Source organism: Agathobaculum desmolans ATCC 43058 (assembly GCF_000701665.1).
Lineage (GTDB): Bacteria > Bacillota > Clostridia > Oscillospirales > Butyricicoccaceae > Agathobaculum > Agathobaculum desmolans.
The window spans coordinates 32,017-47,239 of sequence record NZ_JNJN01000019.1 but is presented as its reverse complement, the minus strand read 5'-3'; the positions used below and the strand labels follow the sequence as shown (position 1 = coordinate 47,239).

General features: G+C 55.6%; 16 protein-coding genes. 2 read left to right on the top strand and 14 right to left on the bottom strand.

The window, feature by feature from the left end:
• Positions 1–196 precede the first annotated feature (196 nt).
• Positions 197–1,114: an AraC family transcriptional regulator gene (locus tag T363_RS0106565; RefSeq protein ID WP_031474401.1), complete on the bottom strand. Its 918-nt coding sequence runs from the start codon at positions 1,112–1,114 to the stop codon at positions 197–199.
• Positions 1,115–1,820: 706 nt separating this feature from the next.
• On the opposite strand from T363_RS0106565, the gene iolE reads away from it, so the two are divergent.
• Positions 1,821–2,720 carry a myo-inosose-2 dehydratase gene (gene iolE / locus T363_RS0106550; protein ID WP_031474397.1) on the top strand — a complete coding sequence of 300 codons (900 nt, stop codon included), beginning with the start codon at positions 1,821–1,823 and terminating at the stop codon, positions 2,718–2,720.
• Between the two features lie 46 nt (positions 2,721–2,766).
• On the top strand, positions 2,767–3,783 hold the full coding sequence (locus T363_RS0106545) for a Gfo/Idh/MocA family oxidoreductase (RefSeq protein WP_031474396.1): 1,017 nt from the start codon (positions 2,767–2,769) through the stop codon (positions 3,781–3,783).
• A 152-nt stretch (positions 3,784–3,935) separates the two neighbouring features.
• Here the strand turns inward: T363_RS0106545 and T363_RS0106540 are convergent, their stop codons facing one another.
• The 13 genes from T363_RS0106540 to T363_RS0106480 form a co-directional block, all read right to left on the bottom strand.
• The gene (locus tag T363_RS0106540) at positions 3,936–4,544 is read right to left on the bottom strand and encodes an alpha/beta hydrolase (RefSeq protein WP_031474394.1); all 609 of its coding nucleotides are present in this window, start codon (positions 4,542–4,544) and stop codon (positions 3,936–3,938) included.
• Between the two features lie 245 nt (positions 4,545–4,789).
• On the bottom strand, positions 4,790–6,724 hold the full coding sequence (locus T363_RS0106535) for a bifunctional 4-hydroxy-3-methylbut-2-enyl diphosphate reductase/30S ribosomal protein S1 (RefSeq protein ID WP_031474392.1): 1,935 nt from the start codon (positions 6,722–6,724) through the stop codon (positions 4,790–4,792).
• The gene (locus T363_RS0106530) at positions 6,721–7,305 is read right to left on the bottom strand and encodes a lysophospholipid acyltransferase family protein (protein ID WP_051643142.1); all 585 of its coding nucleotides are present in this window, start codon (positions 7,303–7,305) and stop codon (positions 6,721–6,723) included. Before T363_RS0106530 ends, T363_RS0106535 begins: the two co-directional genes overlap by 4 nt.
• A 4-nt stretch (positions 7,306–7,309) precedes the next feature.
• A complete protein-coding gene (gene cmk / locus T363_RS0106525) occupies positions 7,310–7,984 on the bottom strand; it encodes a (d)CMP kinase (RefSeq protein ID WP_031474388.1) in 675 nt (224 codons plus the stop codon).
• Positions 7,966–9,213: a BaiN/RdsA family NAD(P)/FAD-dependent oxidoreductase gene (locus tag T363_RS0106520; RefSeq protein WP_031474386.1), complete on the bottom strand. Its 1,248-nt coding sequence runs from the start codon at positions 9,211–9,213 to the stop codon at positions 7,966–7,968. Before T363_RS0106520 ends, cmk begins: the two co-directional genes overlap by 19 nt.
• On the bottom strand, positions 9,210–10,079 hold the full coding sequence (locus T363_RS0106515; RefSeq protein WP_031474384.1) for a MurR/RpiR family transcriptional regulator: 870 nt from the start codon (positions 10,077–10,079) through the stop codon (positions 9,210–9,212). Before T363_RS0106515 ends, T363_RS0106520 begins: the two co-directional genes overlap by 4 nt.
• A 72-nt stretch (positions 10,080–10,151) precedes the next feature.
• Complete coding sequence (locus tag T363_RS0106510) at positions 10,152–10,877, bottom strand: pseudouridine synthase (protein WP_031474382.1); 726 nt, start codon at positions 10,875–10,877, stop codon at positions 10,152–10,154.
• On the bottom strand, positions 10,874–12,001 hold the full coding sequence (locus T363_RS0106505; RefSeq protein WP_031474380.1) for a D-alanyl-D-alanine carboxypeptidase family protein: 1,128 nt from the start codon (positions 11,999–12,001) through the stop codon (positions 10,874–10,876). Before T363_RS0106505 ends, T363_RS0106510 begins: the two co-directional genes overlap by 4 nt.
• A gap of 72 nt (positions 12,002–12,073) precedes the next feature.
• The gene (ytfJ, locus tag T363_RS0106500; protein ID WP_031474378.1) at positions 12,074–12,505 is read right to left on the bottom strand and encodes a GerW family sporulation protein; all 432 of its coding nucleotides are present in this window, start codon (positions 12,503–12,505) and stop codon (positions 12,074–12,076) included.
• Entirely contained in the window at positions 12,498–13,139 is a 642-nt protein-coding gene (locus T363_RS0106495) for a DUF2953 domain-containing protein (protein ID WP_031474376.1), read from the bottom strand. Before T363_RS0106495 ends, ytfJ begins: the two co-directional genes overlap by 8 nt.
• A gap of 7 nt (positions 13,140–13,146) precedes the next feature.
• A complete protein-coding gene (scpB, locus tag T363_RS0106490; protein ID WP_031474374.1) occupies positions 13,147–13,716 on the bottom strand; it encodes an SMC-Scp complex subunit ScpB in 570 nt (189 codons plus the stop codon).
• 6 nt (positions 13,717–13,722) lie between these two features.
• Positions 13,723–14,433 (bottom strand): segregation and condensation protein A, encoded by a 711-nt coding sequence (locus tag T363_RS0106485; protein WP_034971876.1) that lies wholly within the window; start codon positions 14,431–14,433, stop codon positions 13,723–13,725.
• Between the two features lie 9 nt (positions 14,434–14,442).
• Complete coding sequence (locus T363_RS0106480) at positions 14,443–15,099, bottom strand: site-2 protease family protein (RefSeq protein ID WP_051643141.1); 657 nt, start codon at positions 15,097–15,099, stop codon at positions 14,443–14,445.
• Positions 15,100–15,223 lie beyond the last annotated feature (124 nt).

Below are 15,223 nucleotides of genomic sequence, written 5' to 3'. Positions count from 1 at the left end.
TTATTTTGCCCATAAAAAATCCTCCTAAAGTAGATTTTGGTTTTTTCCATGGTCTACTTTAGGAGGATCATATCACAATGCCTGACTTTTTATATATTTACACCGCAGTTGTGCTTCGATACGAGCTGCCGCGTGGATCGCCTATCCTTACCGCTTAAACGTTTTTCTCTCTCCATCCGCGCAGAATACACCTCTGTTATTTCTTTCGGCGGCTGCTTTTTTCGTTTTTCTGGGCAACAATATAGTTCTGTCGAAATTTATTAGGCGGCAGTCCGACATTTTTTGTGAACTGCAAATTAAAGTAGCTCTGGGTATCATAACCAACCATTTCCGCAATGCGGGTGATCGAAAGATCCGTGGTGATCAGCAGTGTCTGTGCCTCCCCGATCCGCCGCCGCAGCAGATACTGCACCGGCGAATAGCCGCTCATCTGCTTAAACACATGTGACAGATAATACGGGCTGATGTGCAGCGCCTCTCCCATCGTCTGCAAAGTAATCGGCTCCATGTAGTGCCGGTCTATATAATCCTTGATCCGCCGTCCCAAAACCGGCGGATCCTCCACCGGTTTTTCATCCGCAGCCCGCGCCCCATCGGTAACAGCCAATACCTTGACCAGCAGTGCATGCATCAGGCTGTGGCAAAAGGCTTCCGCACGCGGCTCGTCCCCCGCCAAATTACGGAACATCATTTCAAACAGGATGCGCAGATCTCCAAAGCTCTGCCCAGAGGGAAACACATAACCCGCATCGTCCGGCAACAGCGCATTCTCCCGCAGCCCCGGCATATGCAGTCCGCCGATTGCAACACAATAGCTGCCGACTTCAATATCCGGCCCCGATATCTCATCATGCACCACCCCGGCATTATAGATCAGCAAATCCCCCGGACGGATGAAATACTTTTTATCATGGATCAGATATTCACTCGAACCGCTGCAAATCAAAATGATCTCCACGAAATCCTCATGTGCGTGCATCACCCGTGGATGTGCACTTGCATCCGGCCGAATATCACTGACATACAGCAGCTTGGGATTGTTTTCTCCTGTAAAGATGGATTGAAAATCCTTTTTTACAAAACACTGTACATTCAAAGGATTCTGCTGTGCCATTTTCGCTCTCCTTTTCTGTATCCCGATACCGTTTTTTCCGTGCAGCGGCCACGCTGCCGCCACTGCAGCTCCGCAGATTCCACGCCGGCCAGTCTCACACTGTATGAACGAAGCTGCCATACCTGCACCGGATCTTCCACGTGCACCATACTCTATCTTACCTCAAGAACACGTTCACACGCTTTTCACCATATAATCATTGCAGATACAGCGAAAATCACACAGAAAACGTTATATGATGTGCAATAGGTTTCTTTCTTCTCAGATATCGCCATATTTATCATACCATATCCGCATATCAAAAACTACTAACTTCTTGCTTTTCTGCGGCAACCGCAAAGCGCTTGACTTGATAAAAAGAAAGCGAGTGTATGAAAATAAAAGCAAGTTATATATCAGCTTGTTAGGCGCAGGCACATCTGCAATCTGCATGATGACCATTTGGCACGCGCTGTGCCGGAAACAGTGTAACAGCAGGATTTTCAAAAAAACCAATCAAAAGACCTCCGGCCACAATAAGCGATCCGCGCTGCATCCCCTAAATTCATGCATAAAATTCGGTATTTATCTGCGGTTTCGGCTTCTTATTGCCGCTCCCAGTTTTTTTGCAGCAATCTCAAGAAGTTGAAAGAAAATCCGCCCGTAAACTGCTAAACTGTAAGCACAGAAAACGAAACGGCTACCATCAGAAAGGAAGGAACCCGTCATGTTAGATCCGAACAAGGTCAAAATCGGTATTGCGCCGATCGCATGGACTGAAGACGATATGCCTGAAATGGGTGCGGAGAATAGCTTTCTCCAGACCATCAGCGAGATCGCACTGACCGGCTACACCGGCACAGAGATCGGCTGCCAGTACCCCCGCGACCCCGCCATTCTCAACCGGGAGTTTGCACGCCGCGGCATCTCTGCCGTTACCGCGTGGATCAGCACCTACTTAAACGAACAACCCCTATGGTGGAACGAGCGCGCTTTTGTCGATCACATGAACTTCCTAAAAGCAATCGGCGCGGAAGTCATCAACGTATCCGACCAGTCCTTCTCCATCCAGCACCAATGGAACACACCGCTCTCCCGCAAAAAGGTGCTGAATGATGACGAATGGGACGTGCTCACTGAGGGACTGGATCACCTCGGCAAAATTGCATACGACAGCGGCATGAAGATCGTTTACCACCACCATATGACCACCACCGTGCAGACCACTGCCGAAATCGACCGTATGCTGGCAATGACCGACCCAAAATTTGTCAGCATGATCTACGATACCGGCCACCTCACCTTCTCCGGAGAGGATCCGATCGAGATCCTCAAAAAGCACCACGACCGCATCGGGCATGTGCATCTGAAAAACGTCCGCAAACCCGCTATGGACAAGTGCTATGCAGAAAACAAGAGCTTCCTGCGCTCCATCCCGGAAGGCGTTTTCACTGTACCGGGCGATCCGGAGGGCTGCGTAGACTTCCCGACCGTGTTCAAACTGCTTGACGAGTATCAGTACGAAGGCTGGCTGATCGTGGAAGCCGAACAAGACCCCGCCAAGGCCAATCCGCTGGAATATGCCCGCATGGCACGCGCATACGTCAAGGAACACACCGGCATCTGACCGGAACCCACCGCCTGAAAATATTTTGATAAAGGAGAGCATCCCTATGAAAAAGCTGAAAATCGGTATCATCGGCGTCGGCCGTCTGGGCTATGAGCATGCCTGCAATATTGCCAACCGCGTGCCCGGTTCTGAACTGGTTGCCATCGCGGACGCAAACTTCGACCGCGCCAAGCAGGTTGCTGCCGAGCTGGGCGTGACCGCCGTTTACAGCGATCCCAAAGCGCTGTGTGAGGATCCCAACGTGGAAGCTGTTGCGATCATCACCAACACCGCATCCCATGTTGAAATGATCCGCCTTGCTATGGATGCCGGCAAGCATGTATTCTGCGAAAAGCCGCTGGCAGATACCGTAGAAAAGTGCAAAGAAGCCGAAGCCATTATTGCGGCACATCCCGATCTGACCTTTATGCTGGGCTTTATGCGCCGCTACGATCATTCCTATCAGGTCGCCAAAAAGAAGATGGACAACGGCGATATCGGCGATGTGATCCTCGTTCGCTGCTACTCGCAGGACCCGATTTCGATCATTGAAGGCACGCTGGAATACGCGCCCCGTTCGGGCGGTCAGTTCATTGACATGTCCATCCATGACTTTGACCTGATCCGCTGGCTGACCGGCTCCGAGCCGAAGAAGCTGTGGGCGATCGGCGGCTGCTATGAATTCAAGCAGTACAAGGATTGGGACGACGGCGACAACGTCAGCGGCCTGATGCAGATGGAAAACGACGCCATGGCATTCTTCTTCGCCGGCCGCGCTGCGGCGCACGGCTCGCACGTGGAGACCGAGATCGTCGGCACCCGTGGCACCCTGCGCATCGCATCCGTACCGACCGATTCGCTGGTAGAGGTCATGAGCGAGCACGGTGTCTGCCGTGAATGCTATCAGGACTTCATCACCCGCTGGCATGACGCTTACATCACTGAAATCGAAGAGTTCTGCGATTGCGTAGCGACCGGACGGAAGGCCACACCGGGCGTGATCGACGGCACCCAATCTACCAAGATTGCCTTCCGCTGCAAGGAATCTTTCCTCAAAAACGAACTTTTACCGTTGGAATAAACCTCCGCTACTCTCTCTATTGATATCACTTTTCACATGCCGGAAAAACCGCAGGGGGACAGAGCATTCCGCTCTGTCCCCCGCAGTTTTTTATGTCCGAATGCTTTCATAATGATCTCTGTGACAAAAAGGATGACGCTTTCTCGCATTGATCACACGATCTTTGCAGCGTTTTTCAGCCAATCATCCAAAAAACACATCTGTTCCTCCGCGTGGAACCAATGCTCGCCGCCCGGCATGACCGTCAGCGGAGCGGTATGTTTTTCGGCAAAAGCGGAAATCGTTTCCCAAGAAGTCAAGTGATCCTTTTCCCCATACAAGATGCAGGTCGGCACATCCCACCCAATCGGATGCGACCGTACATAGCACAAGTAATCCCACGAGAGTGTTTCGCCAAAATCGGTCGTGATTTCCCGCTGTTCTTGCAGCTTTTCTTCACTCACGTCAGCCCAACACATCATATCACCGATCAGCCGTTCCATATCCACCACCGGTGAAATCAAAAACGCCCTGTCTATGCGCTTTTGATCCAGTGCGGACAACGCGAAAAATGCCCCGATGCTGTTGGCGATCAGCCAAACGGCATCGTAGAATTGCCGGTATGTATCCACAAAACGTGGGAACTCTTCCGCTGCTTCCCACGGGTTTTGCGCCTGATACGCAAAGCCGATCACATCCGCATCCGGAAAAAGCGGCTGATACCGCGCGGCCTCAGCCGCGCTGCCACCCCTGCCATGTATATAAATCACCAGTTTTTTCATACTTCCAATCCCTCCGGCCGCTGCGCCTGTGTCATGTCGAAGCGATGGCTTTTATGCAGTCAGCGTTCCTCAACGAGCAGCAGCATACCGAATAAAATCAGCCCAATGCCTTGCAGTTGTTTTTTCATCGTGCATCCTTCTTTCTATCCTCTATCTCTATATTCGATGCCTTATTATACCATAGCAGCTGGCATTTTACCACAAAAAAGAAGCACCCAGCTGGGTGCTTCTTCGTTATACGGGAATTATTCGTCGTCGTACTCGTCGTCGCCGAGGAGCAGCGCACGGATCGACAGGGAAACCTTCTTCTTTTCATCGTTGATATCGATGATCTTAGCCTCCACCTGCTGGCCAACCTTGAGTACATCCTCGGGCTTGGCGATGCGGTGATCCGCGATCTGAGAAATATGGATCAGGCCGTCCACGCCCGGAACGATCTCAGCGAACGCGCCGAACGGCATGAACTTGAGGATCTTGACCTCAGCCACAGAGCCGATGTCGTACTTGGACTTGAACACGTTCCACGGATTGTCCTCCTCGCGCTTGTAGCCGAGGGATATCTTCTTGTTTTCCTTGTCCAGACCGATCACAAACACCTTGACCTTGTCGCCAACAGCAACAACCTCGGACGGGTGCTTGATGCGGCCCCAGCTCAGCTCAGAGATGTGAACCATGCCGTCCACGCCGCCGATGTCAACAAACGCGCCGTAGGAGGTCAGCGACTTGACCGTGCCCTCGTACTCGTTGCCGATCTCGATGGTGCCCCAGATCTGCTCTGCAGCAGCCTTGCGGGCCTCCTGCTGGATCTGGCGGATAGAGCCGACTACGCGCTTGCGCTGACGGTTGATCTCGGTGATATAGAAGGACTGCTTGGTCTTGACCAGCTGGTTCATCGGCTGATCCTTCGGCACGCCGGTCTGGCTGGCCGGGATGAAAACGCGCACGCCGAACGCAGTTGCAACCACGCCGCCGCGGTTCTCTTCCACGATCGTGCCTTCCACAACCGTATGCTCCTCGTAGGCCTTCTCGATGGTCTCCCAGCCCTTGAGCTGATCGACGCGCTTCTTGGACAGGGTAACCGTGCCCTCGCCGTCGTTTACGCGAACAACAACCGCTTCGATCTCATCGCCCGGGTGAACGTTCGCCGCTACGTCGTAGTTCGGGTCATCGGAAAGCTCGCTCAGCGGAATATACGCAGTGTGCTTTACGCCAAGGTCGACCTGAACATCGGTCGAGGATACTGCGACTACGGTGCCGGTGACTTTCTCTCCTGTATTCAAAGTTTTGAAAGACTCTTCGAGCATTGCCGCAAAGTCTTCGCCATTTTCAATTTTAATTTCTTCGCTCATCATGTTACTGACCTCCTTAATTATCCATGCCGGTGTCGATGCCCCTGCTGTGATCCCGACGCGCCCATCCCGGCAGAGCTCCTGCGTAGTAAGCTCTGTGGCGTCCTCGATATAAAGCACATTGCTGCACAGCGACCGGCTGATTTCATACAGCCGCTTGGTGTTGGAGCTTTTTTTGTCGCCGATCACGATCATTTGATCCGACGCACCGGCAAGCAGACGAGCCTCCGACTGACGCTCATCCGTCGCTTTACATATTGTATCAAAAATTTTGAGGTTTGTACACCTTTTTTTTATCAGACCAACGGAAATATTCCAAATCGCCCGGTTGATCGTTGTTTGTGCGACGACTGAAATCGGACGATCCGGGTCTGTCAGCTGTGCAGCAAAGGCGCGTGCCTGCTCCTCGCCATCCAGCACGACCGATGCACCGCACCACCCTTCGATCCCGACCACCTCAGGATGGCCTGCACTGCCGAGAATAACCACCAGCCGGCCTGCCCGGCTTTCCTCGTCCACGATGCGGTGTATCTTCTGCACAAAGGGGCAGGTCGCATCGAACACACGGCAGGATTTGCGCTCGAGTTCTTCGTAAACCGTGCGCGGCACGCCGTGGGCGCGGATCAGCACCGCTGCCCCCTCCGGGATCTCCTCCAGTGTGTACGCGGTGCGCACACCACAGCGCTCCAGCCGTCGGATCTCATGCATATTGTGGATGATCTCACCGAAAGCGTAGATCGTCCCCTGCTTTCCGGCCTGCTGTTCCGCCAAATCGACCGCACGGCGCACGCCAAAGCAGAACCCGGCAGTATCCGCTACTGTAACGCTCATACCTGCTCCTTCAGGGCATAAATACGGTGTAGGATGTCATCCGCGATCACCGCATAATCCTTTTCCGCCGGATCAGGCCGGAACGGCTCACCGATTACGATCGTTGCCTTGCAGCGGAAGCCCTTGTTCTCCGTGATGTACATCGGCAGGATGGGCGCACGGGTCTTGACTGCCAGCATCGCTGCCCCCTTCTTGGTCTCCCCTTCGGCTGCGCCGCGCGTGCCCTGCGGGAAAATGATCAGCTTCTGCCCTGCCCTTACGCTGCCCAGTGCGGTTTTGATCGCTGTGATATCCGCACCTTCGCGGTCGATCGGGAACGCGCCAAGCGCCGCGATCAGCCAGGCAAAAGCTTTTTTATGGAACAGCTCTTTTTTCGCCATCAGGCGCAGCGGTGTGCGGTGGGTCAGCGCGACCGCCGCAAACGGCGGATCGGAAAGCTGCACATGATTCGGGCAGACCACACAGCCGCCTTCCGGGATGTTTTCCCGTCCGATGACCTTGTAACCAAAATAAATGTGAAACGCCAACGCCACAAACGGCACGGCGATCCACTGAAACCAGCGGTGATATTTGAACTTCATTTGTTTACTCCTCTGTTTTTTCCTGTATGATGCGCAGCACGGCCTGAATGCTTTCCTCCAGCGTCAGTGCGCTTGTATCCAGCAGCACCGCGTCCTCCGCCTGCCGCAGCGGAGCGATGGCGCGGGTCATATCCTGCCGATCCCGCTCGGCAATATCAGCCGCTACCTGCTCCCGCGTCACAGCCTGTCCTTTTTCACACAGCTCCAGATAGCGCCGCTCTGCACGTGCCTCCACCGAGGCGGTCAAAAAAATCTTGACCTGTGCCTGCGGCAGGATCACCGTACCGATATCGCGGCCATCCATCAGGATATTGCCGTTTTCCGCCATGCCGCGCTGCACATCAAGCAAAAACTGCCGCACAGCCGGCACAGCCGACACCTTGGACGCATACCGCGCGATCTCCGGAGTACGGATCGCTTCCGATACATCCTCGCCGTTCAGCACAACATGCTGCGTACCGTTCTGATATGTAATGGCAAGGCGGATCTCCGGCAAAACCGCAATGATCCCCGCCGTATCCTCCTCCGCAATACCCCGGCGGCAAACTGCCAGCCCGATTGCCCGGTACATGGCGCCGGTATCCACATATACATAGCCCAGCCGTGCTGCTGCCGCACGCGCCACCGTGGATTTTCCCGCGCCCGAAGGCCCATCTATCGCTACTGCAATATAGCCCATCGTTCTTCCTCCCGCTGCGCTGCCGACAAGCCGGCCAAACGGCCGGTCGACCACGCGATCTGTAAATTAAAGCCGCCCGTGTAAGCATCCACGTCCAGCACTTCACCCGCAAAATACAGGCCCGCACATTTTTTCGACTCCATCGTTTTGGGGCTGACCTCACGCACATTGACCCCGCCAGTGGTTACGATCGCCTCTGCAATCGGACGCTTGCCCGAAACAACCACCAAAAAGTGCTTGAGCGTGTGCAGCAGCGCCGCCCGCTGCGCCTTGGTGATCCCATTGACCTTGGCATGCGGGTCGATCTCGGAATACCGCACCACCACGGGGATAAGCTTACGCGGCAGCAGATCGCCCAGCGCATTGATAAAATCGCTGTTTTTGTGCTTGTCAAAATCCGACAGCAGCCGCTTATCCAGCGTTTTTTCATCCAATGCAGGCTTGAGGTCGATCTCCAGATGGTACGCCCGGCTTCCGAAATGCCGCATGTGCGCAGATGCGGACAGAATCAGCGGCCCGGACACGCCGAAATGCGTAAACAGCATTTCACCAAAATCCGACCACAGCTTTTTATTGTCCTCAAACACGGTGACCTGCACATTGCGCAGGCTCAGCCCCATCAGCTCTTCACAGCCGCCGGGCGTGACCAGCGGCACAAGCGAGGGGTTGGGCGGTACGACCGTATGCCCCACCGTTTTGGCAAAGCGGTAGCCATCCCCGGTGGAGCCGGTTTGCGGATAGGAGGCGCCGCCCGTTGCTACAATAACGCGATCTGCAGAGAAAACTGTTCCGCCTGCCTGCACGCCGCAAACGTGACCATCCCGTATCACCAGCTCCTGCACCGTCTCCCGTTTTATGATAACGCCGCTGCGTTTGATCCATGTAAAAAGTGCGTCAATGATATCCGCAGCATGATCCGACACCGGAAATACACGGTTGCCGCGCTCGGTTTTAAGGGGTACACCGTGGCTCTCAAAAAACGCCATCACATCGGCCGGTGCAAAGCAGCCCAGCGCAGAATACAAAAAACGCGGATTGACCGGCACGTTCTGAAGCACCGTCGGTGTATCGCAATGATTGCACACATTGCACCGGCCCTTGCCTGTGATAAACAGCTTGCGCCCTACCTTTTCGTTTGTTTCAAACAGAGTCACATGCGCGCCGTTTTCCGCCGCTGTTCCCGCTGCCATCAGCCCGGCCGCGCCGCCGCCGATCACAATGATGTTCAATTCGTGTCGTCCTCCAGCTTTTCGTATACGTCGTATTCCTCCCAGATGCGCTCGAGCTTGTTAAACGTCTGCTCGATCTCATCCCGGCGGCTCATCCCTACCGCAGCGATCAGTGCGTTGACCACCGACAGGGGCGCCACCAGCGAATCCACAAAACTTGCCATATCACTGCGGGCCAGCAGCAGGTGATCCGCCACCCGCGCCAGCGGCGACAGCCGAGAATCGGTCAGCGCGATCACGCGGGCGCCCCGGTCACGGGCATACTGCATCGCGCTGAGCGTGCGTTTGGAATAACGCGGAAAGCTCACGCCGAATACCACATCCCCCGGCCCGATCCGCAGCATCTGTTCAAAAATCTCGCTGACACTGTTGGTATGTACCAGCCGTACATTTTCAAACAGCAGGTTAAAATAAAACCCAAGAAAATTCGACAGCGCACTCGAGGAACGCACTCCCAGAATGTAAATGCGCTTTGCGCCGATCAGTGCGTCCACCGCACCCTGAAACGCATCCCGATCCAGCTCATCCAGCGTTTGGCGGATCATATCCATATCCGCATGCAGCACGGTCTGCAGCACATCGCGCCCGCCCATGCGGTCGCTTGATACCTCCATGCGCTGCACCGATGTCAGCTTATTGCGGATCATCTCCTGCAAGGCGCGCTGCAAATGCGGATAACCGTCATATCCCAGCTCGGTTGCAAACCGCACCACGGTGGATTCACTGACGCCCACCGTCGTTCCCAGTCGGCTGGCCGTCATAAACGCGGCTTTGTCGTAATGCTCCAATATGTAACGCGCGATCTGCTTCTGTCCCTTGGAAAACCCGGGCAGCTCGCTTTGGATTTTATTGATCAGGTCGTTCATGGCCAGTCTCTCCCCGCAATATTATCCCTTTTATTGTACGCGGTGCAGCAAAAAAATGCAAGATGTTTTGCATCAATCCTGCAAATTTGCAGCAATCTCCTGCAAATATGCTACCTCATCCCCGGTCAGTTCGCGCCATGCGCCGGCACGCAGTCCAGGATCGAGCGGCAGCGTGCCGATCGCCACCCGCTTAAGGCGGCGCACCTCCAAACCGCACTGCTCACACATTTTGCGGATCTGTCGATTGCGTCCCTCATGGATGGTCAGACGCAGCTTGGCGCTCTGCTCATCCTGCTGTAAAATGAAAACTTCCGCCGGACGAATTGCATAACCGTCAATCGTCATCGGTTCACCGAGCTGCGGGATGCGGTTCAGCCGACCACGCACACGCACCTCATAATGCTTCGCTACTTCATGCCGCGGATGGGTCAGCGCGTGCACCAGCTCACCATCGTTGGTCAGCAGCAGCAGTCCCTCGGAATTATAGTCCAGCCGTCCAACCGGCACAACACGTGCGCCGCAGCCCCGCACCAGATCGGCAACCGTTTTACGTCCGCGCTCATCCTTCATCGTCGTCACATAGCCGCGCGGCTTGTACAGCATCAGATATCTTTTCTCTTCCGAGCTGCCGGCCGGCTTGCCGTCTACCAGAATTTTATCACGCTGTGCGTCCGCCTGATCGCCGAGCGAAATCCTGCGTCCGTTCACCGTTACACGCCCGTCCGCGATCCACCGCTCCGCCTCCCGGCGGGAGCACAGACCCGCCTGCGCGAGCAGCTTTTGTACTCTTTCCTTCACTGTTCTCCTCCTGCATCCTGTTTTTCAATCGTCTGCGCCTGTTCGCCGCCAAATAAACGGTCGAGCAGGCGCTCTCCGATGCTTTTCTCCTCCGGCGGCAGCAGTGCCGCGCCGCCGTAAACCAGCGTGTCCTGCCCCAACACCCGCTCACCTAACCGGTATTCGATCCGTCCGGCATTGGCCGTGCGCACGACCGGCGCATAACATATTTTTTCGCCGTAACGGACAGTCTTTAACTTATCGCGTTCCCCGGGACGCAAATAGGCAGTTACCGTATGCTGTGCCGTCAGCGGCACCTGCTCCACATCCCCGCCGAACACACGTTGGGTAACCACAGTCTCTCCCGCCCCGTGCAGTGTTACCGGCTCGTATTGTGCAAATCCCGCATCCAGCAGCGCAATATGATCGTTCCAATCATCCGGATCATTCAGGGTCACTGCGATCAAGGTTCTGCCGCTGCGCTCCGCCGCCGATACCAGACACCGCCCCGCCGCGCGGGTAAATCCGGTCTTTACGCCGATCGCACCGTCATACATCCGCAGCAGACGGTTATGATTGGTCAGGACATGGCCGCCCGCCGTGCAGCTTTGTGTCGCCACGATCTGCCGGAACACCGGGTCTCGCAATGCTGCTGCCGTGATCATCGCCAGTTCATGCGCCGTGGTATAATGTGATGCATCCGGCAAACCGTTGGGATTGACAAAATGCGTATCTTTCAGGCCGAGAGCTGCCGCCTTCGCGTTCATCTTTTCCACAAACGCATCATAACCGCCGCATTCCTCCGCGATCGCCACCGCCGCGTCATTGCCCGAGGCCAGCATCAGCCCATACAGCGTATCCCGCAGGGTGATTCGCTCCCCCTCCTGTAAATACATGGAAGAGCCCTCCACCGCGGCATATTCTTTTTTGACCGTGTACATCCGCTCCAGCCCACCGGTCTCCAGCGCGACAAGCGCCGTCATGATCTTGGTGGTAGAAGCCATCGGCAGCCGTGTATCCGCATTGTGCTCAAACAGCACATCCCCGGTATCCGCATCGATCACCACTGCGCTTTGCGCACTCAGCGCATCCGACACCGGGATGCACAGCATCATCAGCAGCAAGCAGCACACTGTTTTTTTCACTTCGGCACCTCTTCCCCGCATAACAAAACCTACTCATTCCTGCATGAGTAGGTTTTGCGGAGAAAAGCGCCCTTATACGTCCGACTCCGGTTCCGCCGCCGTCTTCGGCTCTGCCTTTCCCTTGTAGCCTTCCATAAAACTGGAAACCCTGTTGATCGCACCCGGAATCATTTCGACCAGACGGTCCACCGTGGTGGAGGCCTGCGCATTCACACCGAGGATATTGGCGCTGCCGTCCCGGCTGATGATCAAAAAGCACACGGGCGAAACCGTTACCCCTGCGCCACCGCCGCCGCCAAACGCCAGCGGCGCCTGCCCGGATGCGTGTTTGGGCGCAAAATCGCTGCCGCCCGAACCAAATCCAAACGTCACCTTGGAAACCGGGATCACGGTGGTTCCGTCCGCCGTGGTGATCGGCGTGCCGATGATGGTATTGACATCCACCATCTCCTTGATCTTGGTCATGGTTTGTGTCATCAATTCACTGATAGGATGTTCACTCATGTTCTATCGCCTCTTCTTTCCTGATCAATCGTTTATACAAACGGTACAGCTCCCTGCCATGCCGCAGCAGCACCCAAAGCAGCCGCAGCGGGCGCAGCGAACAGGATACCGTAAATGCCCAATGGGTCTGTTCTTCCTCGAAATCCGCATCCACATCCACATGGTAGTCCCGCATTTCAAAAGTATTCTCCAAAAACGGTACCAGCATACCGGTCAGCGCGGATGCTCCGCCAAGCAGCATGCCGGTACGGGCCGCATCCGCCGTCGCAATGCGCACCCGCACCCGCAGACGGCTGATCCGCAGTTCGTCTGCCAATTCGCTCAGCATGGTCAACGCCAAATCGGCAATTTCACCAATATCCAATGCTTCCCGGTTTAGCACATAATGGTATTTTCGCTTTTTTTCGTTTTTTTTCGGCTGTTCCTCTGCTGCGCTCTGCTGCGGCTCTTTTGGCTCCGGTGCAGGCGGTGGCCAGACCGGAATGCGCAGTGAACCGTAACGCGCCTCCACACTGACCTCGCCGTCTATCCCGACAGCGTCCACGCCGGTGCGGATGCTGAGCAGACATACAGCCACCAGCAGCAGCAGCGCCAGCCCCAGCAGGATCGCAATGATCCACAGGATCATGGACATATGCGCTTCACTCCGTTCCCGTCTGTTCGGCGGTTTTGCCGCTCATATCCAGCTCCATCTGCTCATTTTCCTCCAATGCAGGCAGCGCGGGCAGTTCGTGCAGACTGCTGATGGAAAAGACACGCAAAAACGCCTCGGTCGTCCGGTACAGAATGGGACGGCCGGGCACATCCATGCGTCCCGCCTCTTCAATCAGCCCTTTTTCCACCAGTCCTGCCACCGTGCCGCCCGAGTCCACACCGCGCAGTTGGTCAATAAAGGCGCGTGTCACCGGCTGGCGATATGCCACAATGGTCAACACCTCCAGCGCTGCCGGAGAAAGCGAAGGCGGCCGGCGCGACTCGGTCGCCCGCCGTACTGCGGCGGCATACAACGGCCGCGAAGCAAGCTGCAGCTTATCTTCCAGCCGCAGCAGCATGATGCCGCGCTTCTCAAAATCATACAGGCTTTGCAAGGCTTCCGCCGCATGAAACACCTCCTCCGGCGAGGTTTCCAATGCAGCAGCCAGCCGCTCTGCCGGCACCGCGTCCCCCGCGGCAAACAGCACGGCCTCCAAACCTGCTTCCAGTTCGGTCATGCAGCGTTACTCTCCTTTATCCCCTGTCAGGGTCAGTTCCATATCCTCGCCCTCGCCTTCCAGATAGATCCGCCGTGTTTTGGACAGCTCCAGCACCGCCAAAAAGGTCGCTACGATCTCCGAACGGCTGGAAGCATCCTCAAACAAACGGCGAAACGGCAGGCGTACCTGATGCAAAAACCGGCGCAGGATCGCAGTGATCCTGCCCTCGACCGGCACCGGCTCATGCCCGACGATCCCGGTAAAGGCGCTCGCCGGGGGCGGTACCCGCCGTTTGGTCTTGCGCAGCATATTTTCCGCTGCACGAACCAGATCCCGTACCGTGTGATGATACTCCTGCGGTGTATCCTGCTGTGGCTCGGGCTGTTTTACAAAGATATCCCGCCCCAGTTCGCCGCGTTCTTGAAAATACGGTGCTGCCAGCTTGAGCCGCTGGTATTCGAGCAGCATCTCGACCAGGCCGGCGCGCGGATCCTCGTCTTCCTCCTCCTCACGGCGGGGCAGCAGCATTTTGGACTTGATATAGACAAGCTGCGCCGCCATAGCCACAAAATCCCCCGCCACATCCAGATCCATCGCCTGCTCTGCGTGCAGCACTTCCATATATTGATCAAGGATCTCCGAAATCGGGATATCATAAATGCTGACCTTGTTTTTGGCGATCAGATGCAGCAGCAGATCCAAAGGGCCTTCGAAATGTTCCAAATGAAAATCCATACCGCTGCCTTACAAAAACAGACCGATAAAGCGTGCCGCCCAGCGGAAGATCACCACGCCCACACGGGACATCAGAATATCCAACCAGCCGCGCCACAGCGCCAGAATAAATACCAGCAGGATGACCGGCTGATACTTTTGAATCTTCAGCGACCAGGAAAACGGCAGATAAGCATCCAATACGCGCGATCCATCCAACGGATGGATCGGGATCAGATTGAATACCCCCAAGCCGACCGACATGCTTGCTACGGTTAGCAGGAACTGCCCCAGCACCTGCATAAATACACTGCCGTCAACCATTCCCACCAGAAAATACAGACAATAAGCAAAGAAAGCCGTGACAAAATTTGCCGCCGGTCCTGCCAGTGCAGTGATCGCCATACCTGAACGACGGTTTTTGAAATTCGAAATGTTGACCGGTACCGGCCTTGCCCAACCGAAGCCGAACAACAGCAGGCACAAAAAACCCACCGGATCGATATGTGCCAACGGCGACAAGGTCATGCGTCCAGAATCCCGGGCCGTGCGGTCGCCCAGCAGATAGGCTGCGCCGCCGTGCGCCGCTTCATGCACGGACAGGCACAGAACGATCGCCGGCAGTGACAGCGCCAGCATAATCAGCGCCGAGCGCAGATCCCCGCTCAGCAAGGTTCGTAACAGCAAGGTTTCATTCCTCCATCACTTGTACGGCCGGATGCGTATCGTTTACCCGTTTTTGCACACAAATGCCGTACCACTTTGTATTTCTGAAATTATACCACGATTGCTGCAAAATGTCACCTTTTTC

Excerpts from the sequence above, each read along its gene's own strand:
- T363_RS0106515 (WP_031474384.1), bottom strand. The coding sequence starts at position 10,079 with ATGAACGACCTGATCAATAAAATCCAAAGCGAGCTGCCCGGGTTTTCC.
- cmk (WP_031474388.1), bottom strand. The coding sequence starts at position 7,984 with ATGGGCTATATTGCAGTAGCGATAGATGGGCCTTCGGGCGCGGGAAAA.
- T363_RS0106485 (WP_034971876.1), bottom strand. The coding sequence starts at position 14,433 with ATGGATTTTCATTTGGAACATTTCGAAGGCCCTTTGGATCTGCTGCTG.
- scpB (WP_031474374.1), bottom strand. The coding sequence starts at position 13,716 with ATGACCGAACTGGAAGCAGGTTTGGAGGCCGTGCTGTTTGCCGCGGGG.
- T363_RS0106535 (WP_031474392.1), bottom strand. The coding sequence starts at position 6,724 with ATGAGCGTTACAGTAGCGGATACTGCCGGGTTCTGCTTTGGCGTGCGC.
- T363_RS0106495 (WP_031474376.1), bottom strand. The coding sequence starts at position 13,139 with ATGTCCATGATCCTGTGGATCATTGCGATCCTGCTGGGGCTGGCGCTG.
- T363_RS0106545 (WP_031474396.1), top strand. The coding sequence starts at position 2,767 with ATGAAAAAGCTGAAAATCGGTATCATCGGCGTCGGCCGTCTGGGCTAT.
- ytfJ (WP_031474378.1), bottom strand. The coding sequence starts at position 12,505 with ATGAGTGAACATCCTATCAGTGAATTGATGACACAAACCATGACCAAG.
- T363_RS0106565 (WP_031474401.1), bottom strand. The coding sequence starts at position 1,114 with ATGGCACAGCAGAATCCTTTGAATGTACAGTGTTTTGTAAAAAAGGAT.
- iolE (WP_031474397.1), top strand. The coding sequence starts at position 1,821 with ATGTTAGATCCGAACAAGGTCAAAATCGGTATTGCGCCGATCGCATGG.
- T363_RS0106530 (WP_051643142.1), bottom strand. The coding sequence starts at position 7,305 with ATGAAGTTCAAATATCACCGCTGGTTTCAGTGGATCGCCGTGCCGTTT.
- T363_RS0106540 (WP_031474394.1), bottom strand. The coding sequence starts at position 4,544 with ATGAAAAAACTGGTGATTTATATACATGGCAGGGGTGGCAGCGCGGCT.